Source organism: Sinomonas gamaensis (assembly GCF_005876955.1).
GTDB lineage: Bacteria > Actinomycetota > Actinomycetes > Actinomycetales > Micrococcaceae > Sinomonas > Sinomonas gamaensis.
Genome location: NZ_SSCL01000012.1, coordinates 1 through 16,562, shown reverse-complemented (window position 1 = coordinate 16,562; position 16,562 = coordinate 1). Strand labels below are relative to the sequence as shown.

The 16,562-nt window shown below is 68.2% G+C and carries 21 protein-coding genes; 11 read left to right on the top strand and 10 right to left on the bottom strand.

Features of this window, described 5'->3' with window-relative positions:
* Window positions 1–12 precede the first annotated feature (12 nt).
* Window positions 13–1,053, bottom strand: coding sequence for a PHP domain-containing protein (locus E5679_RS15160; protein ID WP_138417364.1), 1,041 nt, complete (start codon window positions 1,051–1,053; stop codon window positions 13–15).
* A gap of 71 nt (window positions 1,054–1,124) precedes the next feature.
* Here E5679_RS15160 and E5679_RS15155 point away from each other — a divergent pair, with 71 nt between their 5' ends.
* The 3 genes from E5679_RS15155 to E5679_RS15145 are packed head-to-tail and all read left to right on the top strand — an operon-like array spanning window position 1,125 to window position 3,695.
* A complete protein-coding gene (locus tag E5679_RS15155; protein WP_138417362.1) occupies window positions 1,125–2,024 on the top strand; it encodes a PrsW family intramembrane metalloprotease in 900 nt (299 codons plus the stop codon).
* Window positions 2,024–3,130 (top strand): AI-2E family transporter, encoded by a 1,107-nt coding sequence (locus E5679_RS15150; protein WP_138417360.1) that lies wholly within the window; start codon window positions 2,024–2,026, stop codon window positions 3,128–3,130. The genes E5679_RS15155 and E5679_RS15150 overlap by 1 nt, the downstream gene beginning before the upstream one ends.
* Before the next feature lie 31 nt (window positions 3,131–3,161).
* Window positions 3,162–3,695, top strand: a complete 534-nt coding sequence (locus E5679_RS15145; RefSeq protein WP_138417358.1) for a hypothetical protein — start codon at window positions 3,162–3,164, stop codon at window positions 3,693–3,695.
* Here the strand turns inward: E5679_RS15145 and gvpJ are convergent.
* Window positions 3,692–3,952, bottom strand: coding sequence for a gas vesicle protein GvpJ (gvpJ, locus tag E5679_RS15140; RefSeq protein WP_138417356.1), 261 nt, complete (start codon window positions 3,950–3,952; stop codon window positions 3,692–3,694). The genes E5679_RS15145 and gvpJ overlap by 4 nt on opposite strands.
* 211 nt (window positions 3,953–4,163) lie before the next feature.
* On the opposite strand from gvpJ, the gene E5679_RS15135 reads away from it, so the two are divergent.
* On the top strand, window positions 4,164–5,321 hold the full coding sequence (locus tag E5679_RS15135) for a S53 family peptidase (RefSeq protein WP_212746970.1): 1,158 nt from the start codon (window positions 4,164–4,166) through the stop codon (window positions 5,319–5,321).
* Window positions 5,322–5,614: 293 nt separating this feature from the next.
* Window positions 5,615–6,478, top strand: coding sequence for a hypothetical protein (locus E5679_RS15130; protein WP_138417352.1), 864 nt, complete (start codon window positions 5,615–5,617; stop codon window positions 6,476–6,478).
* Between the two features lie 10 nt (window positions 6,479–6,488).
* Here the strand turns inward: E5679_RS15130 and E5679_RS15125 are convergent, their stop codons facing one another.
* Window positions 6,489–6,953: an NUDIX hydrolase gene (locus E5679_RS15125; protein ID WP_138417350.1), complete on the bottom strand. Its 465-nt coding sequence runs from the start codon at window positions 6,951–6,953 to the stop codon at window positions 6,489–6,491.
* Window positions 6,954–6,992: 39 nt separating this feature from the next.
* On the opposite strand from E5679_RS15125, the gene E5679_RS15120 reads away from it, so the two are divergent.
* Complete coding sequence (locus tag E5679_RS15120; RefSeq protein ID WP_138417348.1) at window positions 6,993–7,565, top strand: MOSC domain-containing protein; 573 nt, start codon at window positions 6,993–6,995, stop codon at window positions 7,563–7,565.
* An 88-nt stretch (window positions 7,566–7,653) separates the two neighbouring features.
* Here the strand turns inward: E5679_RS15120 and E5679_RS15115 are convergent, their stop codons facing one another.
* Window positions 7,654–7,932: a hypothetical protein gene (locus E5679_RS15115; RefSeq protein WP_138417345.1), complete on the bottom strand. Its 279-nt coding sequence runs from the start codon at window positions 7,930–7,932 to the stop codon at window positions 7,654–7,656.
* Window positions 7,929–8,624: a sigma-70 family RNA polymerase sigma factor gene (locus E5679_RS15110; protein WP_171042408.1), complete on the bottom strand. Its 696-nt coding sequence runs from the start codon at window positions 8,622–8,624 to the stop codon at window positions 7,929–7,931. Before E5679_RS15110 ends, E5679_RS15115 begins: the two co-directional genes overlap by 4 nt.
* 207 nt (window positions 8,625–8,831) lie before the next feature.
* Here E5679_RS15110 and E5679_RS15105 point away from each other — a divergent pair, with 207 nt between their 5' ends.
* Together E5679_RS15105 and E5679_RS15100 are read left to right on the top strand one after the other, a co-directional pair.
* Window positions 8,832–9,482 carry a TetR/AcrR family transcriptional regulator gene (locus E5679_RS15105; RefSeq protein ID WP_138417341.1) on the top strand — a complete coding sequence of 217 codons (651 nt, stop codon included), beginning with the start codon at window positions 8,832–8,834 and terminating at the stop codon, window positions 9,480–9,482.
* Window positions 9,483–9,590: 108 nt separating this feature from the next.
* The gene (locus tag E5679_RS15100; protein WP_138417339.1) at window positions 9,591–10,112 is read left to right on the top strand and encodes a hypothetical protein; all 522 of its coding nucleotides are present in this window, start codon (window positions 9,591–9,593) and stop codon (window positions 10,110–10,112) included.
* Window positions 10,113–10,127: 15 nt separating this feature from the next.
* Here the strand turns inward: E5679_RS15100 and E5679_RS15095 are convergent, their stop codons facing one another.
* The 4 genes from E5679_RS15095 to E5679_RS15080 form a co-directional block, all read right to left on the bottom strand.
* Complete coding sequence (locus E5679_RS15095) at window positions 10,128–10,925, bottom strand: SDR family oxidoreductase (protein ID WP_138417337.1); 798 nt, start codon at window positions 10,923–10,925, stop codon at window positions 10,128–10,130.
* A gap of 28 nt (window positions 10,926–10,953) precedes the next feature.
* Window positions 10,954–11,559, bottom strand: coding sequence for an NADPH-dependent FMN reductase (locus tag E5679_RS15090; RefSeq protein WP_138417335.1), 606 nt, complete (start codon window positions 11,557–11,559; stop codon window positions 10,954–10,956).
* A 58-nt stretch (window positions 11,560–11,617) separates the two neighbouring features.
* Entirely contained in the window at window positions 11,618–12,829 is a 1,212-nt protein-coding gene (manD, locus tag E5679_RS15085) for a D-mannonate dehydratase ManD (protein WP_138417333.1), read from the bottom strand.
* Window positions 12,830–12,929: 100 nt separating this feature from the next.
* Window positions 12,930–13,580, bottom strand: a complete 651-nt coding sequence (locus E5679_RS15080) for a hypothetical protein (RefSeq protein WP_138417331.1) — start codon at window positions 13,578–13,580, stop codon at window positions 12,930–12,932.
* A gap of 39 nt (window positions 13,581–13,619) precedes the next feature.
* Here E5679_RS15080 and E5679_RS15075 point away from each other — a divergent pair, with 39 nt between their 5' ends.
* Window positions 13,620–14,390 carry an SDR family NAD(P)-dependent oxidoreductase gene (locus E5679_RS15075; RefSeq protein WP_212746969.1) on the top strand — a complete coding sequence of 257 codons (771 nt, stop codon included), beginning with the start codon at window positions 13,620–13,622 and terminating at the stop codon, window positions 14,388–14,390.
* Window positions 14,391–14,393: 3 nt separating this feature from the next.
* On the opposite strand, the gene E5679_RS15070 is transcribed toward E5679_RS15075, so the two are convergent.
* Window positions 14,394–15,014: an L-threonylcarbamoyladenylate synthase gene (locus tag E5679_RS15070; RefSeq protein WP_138417329.1), complete on the bottom strand. Its 621-nt coding sequence runs from the start codon at window positions 15,012–15,014 to the stop codon at window positions 14,394–14,396.
* 303 nt (window positions 15,015–15,317) lie between these two features.
* On the opposite strand from E5679_RS15070, the gene E5679_RS15060 reads away from it, so the two are divergent.
* Window positions 15,318–16,175 (top strand): metal-dependent hydrolase, encoded by an 858-nt coding sequence (locus E5679_RS15060; protein WP_138417325.1) that lies wholly within the window; start codon window positions 15,318–15,320, stop codon window positions 16,173–16,175.
* 117 nt (window positions 16,176–16,292) lie between these two features.
* Window positions 16,293–16,562: hypothetical protein (locus E5679_RS15055; RefSeq protein WP_212746968.1), on the top strand; the 270-nt coding region annotated here is incomplete at its 3' end.

Genomic DNA, 16,562 nt, shown 5'->3' with positions numbered 1-16,562 from the left:
GGCGTCGCCCGGCTACCGCCGTCGGCCGGTCCACTCGAGCAGGCGCTCGAGCGGCCACGTCGTCACGATCCGCTCCGGCGGCACGCCGTTGGCCTCGGCCCTCGCCGCGCCGTAGTGCAGGAAGTCGAGCTGTCCGGGGGCGTGCGCATCGCTGTCGATACTGAAGAGGCACCCCGCGTCGAGGGCCCGCTGGATGAGATCATCCGGCGGGTCCTGCCGTTCCGGGCGAGAGTTGATCTCGACCGCCACGCCGTTCGCGGCGCAGGCCGCGAAGACCCGCCCGGCGTCGAACTCCGACTCCGGGCGGGTCCCGCGGGAACCGGTCACGAGCCGCCCGGTGCAGTGGCCGAGCACATCCGTGTGCGGATCCTCGATCGCTCCGAGCATCCGTCGCGTCATGACCCCCGACTCCGAGCGCAGCTTCGAATGGACGCTCGCCACCACGACATCGAGCCGATCGAGCATCTCCGGCGTCTGGTCGAGCGAGCCATCCTCCAGGATGTCCACCTCGATCCCCGCGAGGAGGCGGAATCCGTCGTCCTGCTGCTCCGCGCCGCTCCCCGCATCGTTGACCAGATCGACGACGGTCAGCTGCTCGGTGAGCCGCTCCTCGCTGAGCCCGTTGGCAATGGTGAGATTGGGCGAATGGTCCGTGAGCGCGAGGTACTCGCGCCCCAGCAGGCGCGCGGCCTGCACCATGACCTCGATGGGGGACCCGCCGTCGGACCACTCGCTGTGGCTGTGCAGGTCTCCGCGCAGCAGCGAGTGGAGCGTCCCCTCGCCTTCCGTCAACGGCTGCTCGGCGCGCTCGCGCAGATTCTGCAGGTACTCCGGGACCTCGCCCGCGGAAGCCTGCTGAATGACCTCGTACGTGCGGCTTCCGATGCCCTTCATGCGCTTGAGCCGGCCGTCGCGCACTCTGGCGGCGACGTCGTCGTCCGTCATCTGGGCGATCACCGCCGCCGCGTTGCGGAAGGCCTTGACCTTGAAACTCGGCGCCAGTTCTCGCTCGAGCCAGAAGGCGATCTCGTTGAGGGCTTCGACAGCTTTCATGGCCCCATCATTCCCCGCTCAGCGAACCCCCGCACCGGTTTTGCCCCCTACGCGCCGGGTAGAGATCTCGCATGGCCGCCGACTACTATGCGCGCAATTCCGCGGCGCCAACCCACCGCCATGGCTGGTGGTGGAAGGCGCTCCTTGCCGGCTTCGCGCTGTGGATCGCGTCGATCGCCGTCACCGTCTCGACTCTCAACGCGAACCTGATCCCCACGCTCATCCTGCTGGGGAGCTTCCTCGTGCCCTTCAGCGTGGTCCTTTTCGCCGTCGAGCGGATCACGGGGAATCTGGCCCCGATCCACGTCATTGTGGCCTTCTTCGCCGGCGGCATCGTGGGGGTCCTCGCCGCGTCCCTCCTGGAGGCCGACCTCCACGCCACCACGTGGATCTACCTGCGGGTGGGGCTCATCGAGGAGGCCGTCAAGGCCGTGGTCCTTCTCATCGTGGGACGCAACGTCGTGCCCAAGACGTCCCGTCAGGGCGCGCTTCTCGGCGCCTCGATCGGCGCCGGCTTCGCCGCGTTCGAGTCTGCAGGGTACGCGTTCAACGCGGCCGTGACCTCGGGAGGGATCGATCTTGCGTCGATGCTGCAGACGGAGGCCATGCGATCCATCCTCACGCCGGTCTGCCACGTCCTCTGGACGGCGATCCTCGGCGCGGTCATCTTCGGGGCCACGGGACGTGCCACCGCCTACCGGTTCACGGGCGGAGTGCTCATCGCCTTCCTCGCGGTAGTGGCCCTCCATGGCCTCTGGGATTCCATGGGCGGCATCGCCGCGCTCCTCGCCGTGGTGGTGACCGGGAACGCGGTGCCGGCCCTCGACTACGGCTTCCTCCGGCCGGGGACGGACGCGGCGGTCTCGTCGCTGTCTTCGATCTTCTACTTCGCGGGGCTCGCCGTCGTGGCGGTCGCCGGCCTCGTGAGCCTCCGGCTGGCGCTCCGCCGCCACGACAGGAGGATGGCCTGATGCCTGAGACACCCAGCACACGGCCCCGCCTGACGGAGCTCTGGACCGATGCCCTCGGACGGGCAGGCATCCGCTCGATCCAGGCCCTTGCGGTGGGCGCCTTGGTCTGGGCGGTCATCTGGGTTCTCCTGAGGGTCCCGCTCGTGGTGATCCCCGTGACGCTCGCGGTCATCCTCGCCTCGGCCATCGCACCCCTCGTGCGGCGGCTGGACCACGCCGGATGGCCGCGCGCGCTCGCAGTCCTCGCCTCGTTCATCGCGATCCTCGTCGTCTTCGGCGGCGTCGTGACGGGCATCGTGTTCCTGATCCGTGCGCAGTCCCACGAGCTCGCGGCCCGCTTCACCGCTGGATTCGAGCAGCTCCACGCCTTCCTGACCAACGGGCCCGTTCCCGTGAGCGACAGCCAGATCAATCAGGCGCGCGATTCCCTGCAGCAGTTCTTCTCGAATGGAAGCCTCGGGACGGAAGCCCTCACCGGAGCCCGCACGATCGGGGAGATCGTGGCCTCCTTCGTGCTGATGGTGGTGATCCTCTTCTTCTTCCTGAAGGACGGGCACGAGATCAAGAGCTTCCTCATCGGCTTCATGCCCGCGCGGTACCGCGATCGGGCGTGGCTCGCCGCCGAGCGCAGCGCCATCGTCTTGGGCGGCTACGTGCGGGGGACGGCGCTCGTGGCGCTCGCCGACGCGGTGATCGTGGGCGCCGGCCTCCTCGTGCTGCAAGTCCCGCTCGCACTGCCGCTCGCAGTGTTCGTGTTCATCGGCGGCTTCATCCCCATCGTCGGCGCCACACTCGCCGGCGTCCTGGCCGTCGGCATCGCGCTCATCTCGAACGGGCCCGTCACGGCCCTGATCGTGCTCGCCATCGTCCTCCTCGCCAACCAGCTCGAGCATCACCTCCTGCAGCCGCTCCTCATGGGCAAGGTCCTCAGCATCCACGGGCTCGCGATCCTGCTGGCGCTCGCCGCGGGAAGCGTGCTCGCGGGAATCATCGGAGCGCTCCTCGCAGTGCCGGTCACAGCGGTGGCGTGGACTGTGGTGAAGACCTGGACAGGCCGCGGCGAGGCGGACGTCGAGAACGAGAAGGACAACGCCGCGGCGGTCTAGCGCGGCAGGGGTGGGTAGCAAGGAGAGCTCCATGTCCAGCGAACTCATCGAGTCGCTCCTCGAGGAGGCTTCGGCGATCCTCGAGAACGACGACGGCGGTGCGGCGGCGAGCGGCGACGAGGCCGTCTTCGGGCTCCGGGCAGGGGGACGACCGGTGCGTGTCATCGCCGCCGATCTCCGCTGCGGGATTCCGGAAATCGAGGCGGCCATCGAACGTGCTCGCCGCCGGCGTCCCGAGCTGAGGTTCACCGAGGACCGGATCGCCTGGGAGCTCCACCGCGCGGTCGCCGAGAAGCTCGAGAGGGACGGGACCGGCGTCATCGCCGTCGCCCGGAGGAATCTGGCGCGCCTCCGCCAGGAGAAGCGCAATTCTGCGATGGAACCCTGGGTGGACGAGTGGGCCTCGCTGCTCGACGGCGATCGTGCGCGGCTCCTCGAGAGGATGCTCGACGGCGACGAACACGCCGCGGATCTACGCCGGCTAGCGCTGTTCGCCGGGTCCCTGAGCGAGGCTGAGCGACTTCTCGCCGTGCGGAAGGCCGCCCTCGCGGAGGGCAGCCTCTAGTCCTCGCTCTCGCCCCTGATCTCCTTCAAGGCCTGGGCATGGCGCTCCATGGCCTCCGCGAACTTGAGGTATGTGTCCACGCTCGCGATGACGGCCCGGAGATCGACTGTGAGGATCTCGAGGCCCACAAGAGAGACCCGGACGTACCCGTCGATCACCATGCCCTTGTCGAGGATCACCTCAAGGGCGTCGCGGAGGTCGGAGGACGGGGGCCGCTCGAGGTAGACGGGATGCTCCTGCGGCTGGGTGATGGTCATGCTCTGCTTCCTCTGTGTCGAAGAATCCTGCAAGGCTTTCCCGAGCTTCCCCCCAATTCGCCGCCCTGAGGCAGAACTCCTCCGTAGCCTCGATGGTGAACCTGGTTATGTGCCAGCGCAATCCCATCACCTCCGATCAACGCTCTGAGGAGTCATCATCAGGAAGCTTCTGTCCGTCGCCGGAACGGGCCTGCTGCTCGTCGCGGCGCTCATGACCGGCGCGCAAGCCGGCGTGGCCGACCCGGGCCAAGGCAACGGCAAGGGGAATTCGGTCAAGGTCTGCAACGATCCTGCTCCCGGAGAGGCGTCGTGCACAGCCAGGCAGACCGCCGGCCCCGACGGGAAGGCGGCACCGCGCCTGAGCGCACCGCCGTCGTCGGGCCTCACCCCGGCGCAGATCCGTGACGCCTACAAGCTCACGGGCACCGCCTCGGGCGGCCGCACTGTGGCGATCGTGGACGCGTACGGCTATCCGGGCCTCGCCAGCGATCTCGCCACCTACCGCGCGCAGTTCGGGCTGCCGGCCTGCACAGTCGCGAGCGGCTGCCTGCGGATCGTCAACCAGACCGGCGGGACGGCCCTCCCGGCGTTCAACCTGGGCTGGGCGCAGGAGCAGGCGCTTGACGTCGACGCGGTTTCCGCCGCATGCCCCGACTGCAAGATCGTGATGGTGCAGGCGAACTCGTCCTCCTTCGCAGACCTCGGCACGGCTGTGCAGACGGCGTCGAAGATCCCCGGGGTCGTCGCGATCTCCAACAGCTACGGCGGTTCGGACGCTTCCGACTCGGCCTATGGGAAGTACTACAACCTGCCTGGCATCGCCGTCACAGCGAGCGCCGGCGACAACGGATATCAGGGAGCGTCCTATCCCGCGTCCTCCCACTACGTCACCGCAGTCGGCGGAACCTCGCTTGTGAAGGCCACCAACGCGCGCGGTTGGTCTGAGACTGCGTGGAGCGGCACGGGATCCGGATGCTCCTCCTACAACGCGGCACTCGCCGCGGCCTCGACCTACAGCACAGGCTGCTCGAAGCGCGCGATGAACGATGTCGCGGCCGCCTCGGACCCGAGCAACGGCGGGATCTCGGTCTACTACCCCAGCTCGAGCGGGGCCTCCGGATGGGGCCAGTTCGGCGGAACCAGCGAGGCCGCTCCGATCATCGCCTCGGTGTACGCCCTCTCGGGCAACACCGGCTCGAAGGCCACGGGCACGTACGCCAACACCATCCCCTACGCCCACGCGGGATCCTTCTTCGACGTGACCTCGGGATCCAACGGCACGTGCGCAACCGTCCGCTGGTGCACCGCGGGCGCCGGATGGGACGGTCCCACGGGCCTCGGCACGCCGAACGGCGTGAGCGGATTCTGATCATCCGCGAAAGAAGCGTTGTTTAGTCCCGATGCCCGCGGGTATCCCTTTAGTACGAGGCGGCGGCGCGAGGCTCGGGGCGGACGCAGTCGCTTCGCCTTCCAGGGGTGGATGATTCATGGGGCAGGAGGGGCTCGGGAAACCGGGCCCCTCCTCATGTGTCTGGGCACCTTCCTGCTGTCTGTGGCCGCTGTCGTGTACGCGTGCCCACCGTCCTGCCGCGAGATTGTTCGTATCCGAGACCGCAGGGGTAACCACGAGGTGCCGTGAGACCCACGAAATCGGAGGAAGCAATGCACAAACGGGGAACTGCTGCACTCGGACTGACGAGCCTGGCCGCTCTGGCTCTGGTGGGATGCACAAATGGGGGAGGGACCGCGCCGTCGTCTTCGGCGACGGGAACGCCGTCGAGCACGTCGAGCGCTCGCGTCTACAGCGAGTCGGAGCTCCGAACCCTCGTCTCGGGCCTGAAGGACTCGGACGGCAATGAGCTCAAGCTGTACTCGCAGGATCAGGTGAATCAGGGCAAGGACCTGGGCAAGCTCCTGCTTAGCACCGCGACGGTGGATCCCTCGGACTGCAAGTCGATTGCGACGGCTGGACTCGTCAACAGCGTGGAGAACGGTTCGGTGGCCGTGGCGATCTCGGACAGCCAGCAGCCGCGGACGGTTTCCGCGCAGTCGGGATCGCAGGGCCCGGACGCCGAGCAGATCCTCAAGGACATCGAGAGCAAGATGAGCAAATGCTCCACGTTCACGGTGGAGGCTGTCGGCCAGAAGGTGACCGTCGCGAGCAAGCAGCTTCAGGCCAAGACCAAGGCGGACGAGACGTTCGGCACCGTGAGCACGCGCGGAGGAAACAGCTCCGACATGCTGATGCAGGTCTCGGGCGGCAAGGACAGGCTCCTCGTCGTCGCGACCAAGAGCGGCGGGAACCTGGGGGACAGCGACCAGAAGGAGCTCGAGGACCTCGTGAACAAGGTGCTCGAGAAGACCTCCTCCAGCGCGTCATCAAGCTCGTCGGCCAGCACGACCTCCGGCTCGAACAGCACGTCGACCTCGTCACCCACGGGTTCGGCGACGTCGAGCTCGACGTCCTCCAGCTCCAGCAGCTCGTCGACGTCCGGGGCTACGCCGTCGAGCAGCTCCAGCCGGTAAGGCCGCCGGATCACCCGAGGTGCCGGATCAGGGCGTCGAGGATCGGAAGTTGCCCGACGACGAGCTTGGTCCGGGCCTCGGGCTCGCTGAACCATTGCGCGCGGTCGATCTCCGGGAACTCCTGGATCCTGCCGGACCCTTTGGGCCATTCGAGCGGGAAGGTGTTGCTGAAGATCCCTTCCGGCTCGAAGTCCGACTCGCCGGCGTAGATGGTGAGGCGCTTGCCGGACGGCTGGCGGAACATCCCCAGCCCCACGTACTTCGCGGCAGGCGGGGGCGCGCCGATCTCTTCGGTGAACTCCCGCTTGGCGGCAGCCAAGGGGTCTTCGTCGTCGGTGTATTCGCCCTTGGGGATCGACCACGCGTGCACGTCCTTGCGGGCCCAGAAGGGTCCGCCCATGTGGGCGATCCAGACGTCGAGCGGGCCGGAACCGTTGCGCCGATACAGGAGCAGGCCAGCGCTGAGGACCGTCATTGCTTCTCCATCCGTTCAGGGTAGGGGGAAGATCGACTCATGAGTGCTGCCTTCGACTACGACGTGGAGATCCTGCACCTGCTGGTCTCGCCCGCCCACGCCTACTTCGGCCGGGCACGCGACGGGGCCGCGGAGGTGCCCACAGCGGACGCCGATCGGGTCGAGGTCGTGGCCGGCAAGGGCATTGTGGGCGACCGTTTCTTCGGCAAGGCCGCGCACATGGACGCAGCGCTCACCCTCCTTGCCGTCGAGGGCCTCGAGGCCGTGGCGGGGGAGCTGGGCGCGGACGCCTTTGACCCGCTCCTGACGCGGCGGAACGTGACCCTGCGGGGGGCGCAGCTGGCTCCGCTCCTCGGGCAGGAGTTCGCCCTCGAAGCCGGCGGCTCCACCGTGCGCCTGTTCGGCGGCCGCCCGGCCCATCCGTGCGCCTGGATGGACCGGATGCTCGCTCCGGGCGCACACGCCGCGATGCGAGGTCGAGGCGGCATCCGCTGCCGTGCCCTGAGCAGCGGCTTCCTGCATCGCGGACCAGCCGTGCTCCTCAGCCCCGTGCCGCTCCATCCCGAGCGGGCCGGCGAAGCCCAGATGCTGCGTTCCTCGCGGCTGCCGTAACTATTCCGAAGAAGCCCGCGGATCGCTCCGCGTACTGAAGGCCGATCCAGCGGGCCCTCTTCAAGCACGGCAGGTCAGGGAAGGCGTGTCAGGTGAGGCGTGCGGGTGAGGCGAAGGGGAGCCGCTCGGGCGAGATTTCGATCCCCTCCCACGGTGCATCTGGGCGGGGGAAGCGGATCTGATCGAGGTCGACGATCCTCTGCCGCCGACGTCCTGATGCTGTCGTCCAGAGGACCCTCGCCGACTGCGCTCCGGCTGCGAGCAGATAAGCGTGCAGTTCGGCATTGGACTGGTCGACGATGACCTTGCGGTCGCCCCTGAGGGCGCGCCGCATCTCCTCCGGATGGGGTGCGAGGGCAAGGCTCATGCTGCGATCTTCCGGCGCATTCGGTCCAGGACTCGCTTGAGCAGACGGGAGACCTGCATCTGGCTCACGCCGAGCACCTCCGCGATCTCGCTCTGGCTCATCTCGTCCACGAACCTCATCTTGATGAGCCTGCGGTCCTCTTCGGACAGGCCGCTCATGGCTGACGCGAGCAGCTGCTGGCGCTCCACGCGTTCGAATCCCGGCTCGTCCTCGGCGACGACACGCAGAGAAGGGTCCGCAGGCGTGTCGCCGGAGGTGTCCAGGGGCTCGATGGCGACGCCGACCATCGCCGCCTCTGCCACCCGCGCCTTCGCGACGCTCTCCTCCGGCACCCCCAGTTCACTGCTCAGCTCAGCGGTGGAAGGTTCCCGTCCCAGTTCCTGGACCAGCCGCTGGCGGGCGGCGTTGACATCCAGCCGCAGCTCCTGCAGGGAGCGCGGGGGCCTCACGACCCACGACTGGTCCCTGATGTAGCGCTTGATGCTTCCCGTGATCGTCGGCACAGCGTAGGGGACGAATCCCTGTCCCAAGCCCTCGCGGTAGCGGCGTGCCGCCACGACGAGAGCCAGGCGCGCCACCTGGCGCAGGTCCTCGGGATCGTGTCCTGGGTAGCGGTAGCGCCGTGCAAGGGCATCCGCAACCCCCAGATGATCGCTGGCGAGCTTGCCTGCTTCCTCAAGGAGTTCAGTCACAGCTGCGGTCCTCCTCCTCCGGCTCGAAACCTCGGTCCGGTGTCGTGGCCTCGTCTCCATCCGCCTCCGTGGCGGCGGGGTCGAGGCCGGTCCTGTGTGGTCGGGCCTCCAGCTCGCCCGGCGAGACAGACCAGTCTGTCTAGCTCGTGACAGGATTTCTACACGTAGACAGACCTGTCTGTCCAGTCATGCGGTAAGATGCCGTGCATGGACGAGCGTGATGAAGCTCGCGCGACCCCCAGCGGCGGCCGTCCGGGAGCGCGTGAGAGGATCCTTGACACCTCATTCGACCTGTTCGCCCGGCGTGGCATACGCGACGTCGGTGTCGATGAGATCATCACGAGGTGCGGCGTGGCGAAGGCCACGTTCTATCGACATTTCCCTTCCAAGGACGACCTCGTCCTCGCCTACCTCGACCGCTGGTTCACCGAACGCAGCGCCGCCATCGAGGCCGCGACCGAACGCGTCGGCCAGGGGGAAGAAGCTCTTCTGGCCGTCTTCGGCGTGCTCGACGACTGGTTCCAGCGGGGCGCGGCGGAGGCCAGTGCCTTCCTGCATGTCATGATCGAGATGGGCCCGGAGCACCCCCTCGGGCGCGCAAGCATCGGCTACCTCACCCGGACGCGCGAGCAGCTCGCGGCGCTCGCAAAGGCCGCCCGCCTGGAGGATCCCGAGGGCTTCGCCTGGTCGAGCCACATCCTCATCAAGGGCGCCATGGTGGCCGATGCCGAGGGCGACAAGCACGCCGCCGAGCGGGCCCGGCTCATGGCGAGCCTGCTCATCGAGCACCACCGGAAGCACCGCGGCGTGACCCAGCTGGTGACGGGCTTCCAGCCTGCCGCCGCGACCGCGAGCTAGTTTCCCAGCCGTCGCTGCGTCCATTCCTTGAGAGGAATTCCTCAGCAGGGGGCCCGCCGTGGGACAATCGTGTCCAATCTGTTACACGCGCGGCGGGAGGACACCCTCATGGCATCCGATCTGTTTGGTATCAAGGGCGAACTCCTCCCCGACGGAAGTCGCCTCATCCGGGAGACCATCCTCGAGGCGGGCCAGCGGCTGTCCATGGCCGCCGACCACGCCCTGCTCACCAAGATGAATTCCCATCGCACGCTCGCCCGGGCGCTCAACCTGGCGTGCCGGGCGATCGTCGTCGTCGTCGGCCTGGTGCTCGCCTACGTCGTCATCACCAACCGCATCAGCCTCGTAGCGGCCGCCGTCTTCGCCCTGGTGCTGCTCTTCGTCCCGGACCTGTTCACGCGCGTGAACAAGGCCATCACGGGGCTCGGCGACCGCATGGTCACTGGGCTGGTCATGGCGGAGGCGTTCTTCGAGCACGCAGGGGCCCACCTCCAAGCCCTCTCGCTGGAGGAGAAGCTCAGCCGCTACTCCGCCCTGCTCGGGAGCGGCGAGGTCGACCTCGGCCGGCAGCGGATCCGGCTGGTGCGGGAGGCCGACGGCTCCGCGCGGCTTCTGACGGTCGCCGTCTGAATCACCCCTTCCGCGTCACCCCTTCCGCCAGTCATCGCTCGTGATGTGGGAGCCGCCCTGCGGCCCCATCTGGAGCATGCCGCCGTCGACAGCCCATGATGCGCCGGTGACGTAGCTCGCCGCCGGCGAGGCCAGGAACGCGATCACGGCCGCGATCTCGCGCGCATCCCCCGGGCGGCCCAGCGGCACTCCCGGCCTCTTCGTGCCGTGCGGGTCTTGATCCTCCTGGCCGGTCATAGGCGTCGCGATCTCGCCGGGCGCCACGGAGTTGGCTGTGATCCCGTGCTGGCCCAGCTCGAGCGCGATCGTCTTCATCAGGCCACCTAGGCCGTGCTTCGCGGCGTCATAGGCGGACGAGCCGACGCGGGGCTGGTGCTCGTGGACGCTCGTGACAGCGATGAGGCGTCCTCCGCTGCCCGCCTGCACCATGTGACGCGCGGCGCGCTGAAGGCACACGAACGCGCCGTCCAAGTCCGTCGCCACAATCTCTCGCCAGCGGTTGTACTCCATGTCGAGGAACGGCTCGTTGGCGCCGGTCCCGGCGTTGTTGACGAAGACGTCGAGCCCACCGAGCTGCTCCGCCAGGTCGTCGATCACCTGCCCGCAGGCGGGTGCATCGGAGACGTCGAGCTGAGCCACGAAGGCCTTCCGGCCGTGCCCGCGGATCTCCTCGGCGGTTTCCTGCGCGCCGGCTTCGTCGGTGTGCCACGTGACGCCCACGTCCATGCCGGCAGCAGCGAGGGCGACGGCCGTGGCCTGGCCGATCCCGGAATCAGATCCAGTGACAATGGCGGTGCGGGGTTCGAAAGTCATAGGCAAGGTCTACCCACGAGAGACGCGGTTACTCACCTTGGGAGTACGGGTCGCTGTCGCCGATGTGCCCCGGCGCATTGGCGGCCAGGACCCGCTGCACGAACGCGGCATATTCCTCCATGAAATGGCGCAGGAACTTCTCCAGCTGGGGGTCGTTGACTGCCCCGTCATCGCCGAACACCGCATGGTCGAACTTGACGTAGGCCTCGGGGGAGTTGAGCTGGGGCGCGTCGAGGAAGCTCAGGACGGACCGCATCGAGGACTGCATGACCGCCGTCCCGATGTTCCCGGGCGAGGCGCCGATGATTCCCGTGGGCTTGCGGGCGAATGAATTCGTGCCCCAGGGACGCGAACCCCAGTCGATGGCGTTCTTGAGTGCACCGGGGATGGAGCGGTTGTACTCGGGGGAGATGAAGAGGATTCCGTCCGAGGCCTCGACCGCGTCCTTGAACGCGCGCCCCTCGGGGGGATAGTCGGCGTCGAAATCGGGGCTGTAGAGCGGCAGATTGCCGATGGGGATCTCCGTGAACTCGAGTTCCTCGGGCGCGAGTTTGATGAGGGCTTTCGTGAGGGTTCGGTTGATGGAGTGGGAGGCGAGGCTTCCGATGAGGTATCCGATCTGATGCGTTGCCATCGCCCCAGTCCAGCACGTCAGTCGCCTGCGCGCGACCCCTCTCGGGCCGTTCCGGAAGTCACCAGTCGTGCATCGAGCCGTCGAGGCGACGGTTGACCGGGAGGTACTTGGGGTCGAACGGGAAGCGCGCGGCGGCCTCCTCGTTGAACTCGACTCCTAGGCCGGGCTTCGAGCCCGGATGCATGTAGCCGTCCCGGAACGTGTAGGAGGTGGTGAAGATCTCGTTTGCCGGGTCGCGGTGGCCCATGTACTCCTGGATGCCGAAGTTCGGGATGCTCAGGTCCACGTGGAGCGCGGCCGCGAACGAGACGGGGGAGAGGTCGCCGGCGCCGTGCGACCCGGACCGCACGCCGTACAGCTCGGCGAGCGAGAAGATCCGGCGCAGGTGCGTGATGCCGCCCGCGTGGGAGACGGACGCACGGACATAGTCGATGAGCCGCTCCGTGATGAGCTGCTGGCAGTCCCAGATCGAGTTGAAGACCTCGCCCACGGCGATCGGCGTCGTCGTGTGCTGGCGGATCAAGCGGAACGCGCCCTGGTCCTCGGCTGGCGTCGGGTCCTCGATCCAGAACGGGCGATAGGGCTCGAGTGAGGCGCCGAGGCGGCCTGCCTCGATCGGGGTGAGGCGGTGGTGCACGTCGTGGAGCACATGGACCTTGTAGCCGAACTCCTTGCGGACGTGGGCCATCATGATGGGCGCGAAGTCGAGGTACGCCGTCGTCTCCCACGTGTCCTCCTGCGGGACTGCGCCGCTCGCGGGCTCGTAGAGCTTCCCGTCGGCGGGCGCGATCCCGTAGGTCTTCTCGATTCCGGGGATGGCAGCCTGGGCACGAATGGCCTTGTAGCCGAGGTCGAGGTGGTGCTGGAAGTCGGCGCTGAGGTCCTCGAGCGTCGCACCGCTCGCGTGGCCGTACACCATGACGCCCTCGCGGGCAGCGCCGCCGAGCAGCTCGTAGACCGGCATGCCGGCGGCTTTGCCCTTGATGTCCCAAAGGGCGACGTCGATCGCTGCGATAGCGGTCATGGTCACCGGCCCGCGGCGCCAGTAGGCCCCCTTGTAGAAGTACTGCCATGTGTCCTCGATCCGCCGGGCGTCCCGTCCGATGAGGAGCGGGCACAGGTGGTCGCGGAGGTAAGACGCGACGGCGAGTTCGCGGCCGTTCAGGGTCGCGTCTCCGATGCCAGTGATGCCGTCCTCGGTCTCGATGACGAGGGTGACGTAGTTGCGTCCGGGGGAGGAGACGACAACGCGGGCGTCGGTGATCTTCACGAGGCAGTTCCTTCTGTGGTTGGTTCTCCAGCCAGTACCATACAAGTACTGCCATGCCAGCTGTCAAGGCGTAGTTGTCCTTGGGGCGGGGAGCGTGAGATCAGCGGCCTTCGTCGTCGAGCCGACGAAGGTACGTGTCGATGTCGTACGGGTTGCCTGGGGCGGGAGGAGCGTCCGGCGGGGAGGAACGCCTGGGATCGCCGCCGTCGTCGTGCTTCGTCGGCTGCGGCCGGACCGCCCGGTAATAGCGGTCTTCGAAGCTCTGCCGGCGCTGCCGCCGCATCGCCGAGAAGCCGAAGCCCGCGAGGATCAACAGCACGACCGGGACGCCGTCGGCGCGGCCAAGGCCCAGTATCACGATGAAGAGCATGGTGAACGCGAGCCACTTGCCGCAGATCGCGAGCACATTCATAGCCCAGCTGTCGCGCCCGCTGTGCCAGAGAGGACGCGAATCGACGTTGAGGGCAGAGAGGATCCTCTGCGCCTGCCCGATGGTCAGCCCGCGAAGGCTGGGCCTGAGCCCAGTTTCCTGCTGGACCGCTGCGCGGACGTACTCGATCTGATAGGGGAGGGCGGCCGGGGTTCCGTCGGGGGCGAGGAGGTCGCGCCACGCGGCGGTGGTCTGCGGGGTGACGACGCCGAGCCCCGCCCGGCGTGCTGGCCGGCGCTCGCGTCGTGGATGGCGAGCGTGCGCGACCTTGGCGCGGAAGGCGTTCGAGCTGGCCGGCTCGCGATAGCGGAAGCGTGCCACAGGGGGTCTCCTCTCGCTATCCCATTCTAGGCTCGTGCTATGGACGCCAGCATGAAGTCGTTCCGTGGACAGGTGGCCCTCGTGACGGGGAGCTCGCGCGGAATCGGCGAGGCCATCGCCGTCGAACTTGCCCACCGCGGCGCGGCGGTCGCCGTCCATGGAAGGGATCAATCCGCGGTCGACTCCGTCGTTGCCGCGATCAGGGGCAACGGCGGAAGTGCGCTCGGCGTGACCGGTGACGTCACCCGCTTCGACGAGATCGAGGCACTCCGCGGCCGCGTCGAGGACGGGCTCGGACCGGTGGACATCCTCGTGGCCAACGCCGGTGGCAGCTTCACTCCGCCTGCCCCGCTCGAAGACATCCCAGAGGCAGGATGGCGCGCGACGATCGACGGCAATCTGACTGCGACGTTCCTTACCCTCAAGAGCTTCCTGCCCGGGATGAAGAGCCGCGGACGGGGCTCGATCATCACCATCGCGTCCTCCGCAGGCCGCAAGCCCGACGCCCGCGCGCCTATTGCCTACGGCGCGGCCAAGGCGGCGCTCGTTGTGCTCACCCAGGACGTCGCGGCACAAGCCGGTCCCTTTGGGGTCCGCGCGAACTGCATTGCCCCGGAGACGATCCTGACCGAGCGGAATCGGCAGCGGATCCCCGCGGACCAACTGGACGCCTGGGCGCGGTTCCACCCTCTGCAGCGGCTCGGCACGCCTCAGGATGTTGCCGCGGCCGCCGCGTTCCTCGCGTCGCCCGAAGCGGGCTGGGTTACGGGCATAGTGCTGGACGTGGCGGGCGGGGCAGTGCTGGCGTGAGTGTCATTCGAAGCGGCCGGGATCTCCCGCGCCGCGGCGGGTGACCTCGGCATAGCCGTCCGAGAAGTCGACGACGGTGGTCGGCTCAGTGCCGCAGTCCCCGGCGTCGACGACGGCGTCGAGCACGTGATCCAGGCGCTCCTTGATGTCCCAGCCGTCGATGAGCGGATCCTCGTCGCCGGGCAGGAGCAGGGTCGAGGACAGGATCGGCTCCCCGAGTTCCGCGACGAGGGAGCGGACCACGTTGTTGTCGGGGATCCGGACGCCCACAGTCTTCTTCTTGGGATGGAGCATGCGGCGCGGCACTTCACGCGTCGCCGGAAGGATGAACGTGTAGGGGCCCGGGGTCACGCCCTTGATCGCGCGAAAGACGTCGTTGTCCACGTTCACCAGCTGTCCGAGCTGGGCGAAGTCGCGGCAGACGAGGGTGAAATGGTGTTTGTCATTCAGTCGTCGGATCTGGCGGATGCGGTCGAGGGCATCGCGATTCCCCATCTGGGCTCCGAGCGCATAGCAGGAGTCCGTCGGGTAGGCGATAAGTCCGCCGTCCTGAAGGATGCGAACGATCTGGGCGATGAGGCGGGGCTGGGGATCCACGGGGTGAACGTCGAAGTAGCGCGCCATCCACGTAAGCCTACGCGGATTCCCGCCGCGCCGGGGTGGCGTCCTTAATTTGTCGGAGGTGGCTCCTAGCCTCGAAATATGAGCGCACTTGCTGTTGAAGAACTGGACCTCCCCACCGACGAGCCCTGCACCGATTGCGGCCGCGGCCTCGCTGAATCCGACGAGTTCGTCTGCGCGGACTGCACTGACCTCGCCTTGCACGCCGATTGCCGCGACTGCGGTCGCCTTCTGCGGGACGCCGATGTTGAAGCCGGCGTCTGCGCCGACTGCCTCGCCTGACGCCTTCACCGAACACTCCACGTCATGATGGGACCTCACCACGCGGCCTGCGGGGCGGCCGCGTGGGTTGCCGTGACCACGCAACTTCAGATCGACGCTTCGCCGGTCACTGCCGGATTGCTCGGCTTGGGACCGGCGAGTTTCGAGGTCGGCTGGCCCCTCTTGCACGCATCGCCTCTCGGGGTCGTCGCTGGCGCGCTCGTCACGGCCGGGGCCGCGCTGCTGCCGGACGCCGACCACCCGAGTGCCACCATCGCCCATTCCCTGCCGCCGGTCTCGCGCGTCCTCTGCGAGATACTCGGGGCAGCCTCGGGAGGGCACCGCAACGGGACGCACTCGCTCGTCGGGATCGCCCTGTTCACTGCCTTGGCGTGGGCTGCCGGGCTGTGGACTATTGAGACCCCGTGGTTCGGCACCATCTACGCGGGTGCAGGGCTTGTCTCGCTGCTCCTCGTGAGCTTTGCAGCGAAGGTCCTCGGGATCTTTCCTGACGGCGTCCGGAAGCTCCCGTGGGTGGTCTCCGTTCCGCTCGCGGCCTTCATCGCGATCGCCGCCCCGCACGAGCAGAACTGGTTCCCGCTCGCCGTCGCCCTCGGGGCGTCAGTGCACATCGCTGGGGACATGCTCACCACGGGCGGCTGCAACCTCCTCTGGCCCATCGCGTTCCGTCGGCCCAAGATGCTCTCGAAAGTCCCCATTCTCGCGGACGTGTGGCATCGCGGCGGCCGCGTCGCAATTCCCGTTCTCGGCGACGCCGGTTCCTGGCGAGAGTGGCTCATGCTCGTACCTGTGAGCTGCTACGCCCTCGTCGGAGTCGGCACCGCGCTTTGGGCCCTCGGCCACGCTGGGATGCTCGGGGTCGCCACAGCGCTGGGGTTCTGAACGCGCGGTTGGCGCTCACCTCGGACACGGCTCTTCGGCGCCCGCCCTTGTTCTGTCGGTGGCCCTTCGTAGGCTGTTCCCAGTTGGAGGAAGAGCCGGAAAAGGGGGGGGCCGGGGATGGGCGCTGGGCCGGGCGAGGGGGACTGGGGTGCGCCGGGGTGGGCGCAGCACCCGGGCTTCCCGGAGGGGCAGGTGGGGGGCTGGGAGGAGCACCCCGGCTTCCCCGGCGCCGCCGCCGGCGACCCCGACGGGGCGGATCCGGGGGGCTGGGCGGCCTCGATCGTGCTCGGGGACGCGGGGCCGGGCTCCCCGCTGCACGGCTCGATCAGCCTGCCCGCCGCGGAGGGCCTGGACGCCGCCGGGGCCCTGGCGGTGGCCTCCAGCGCG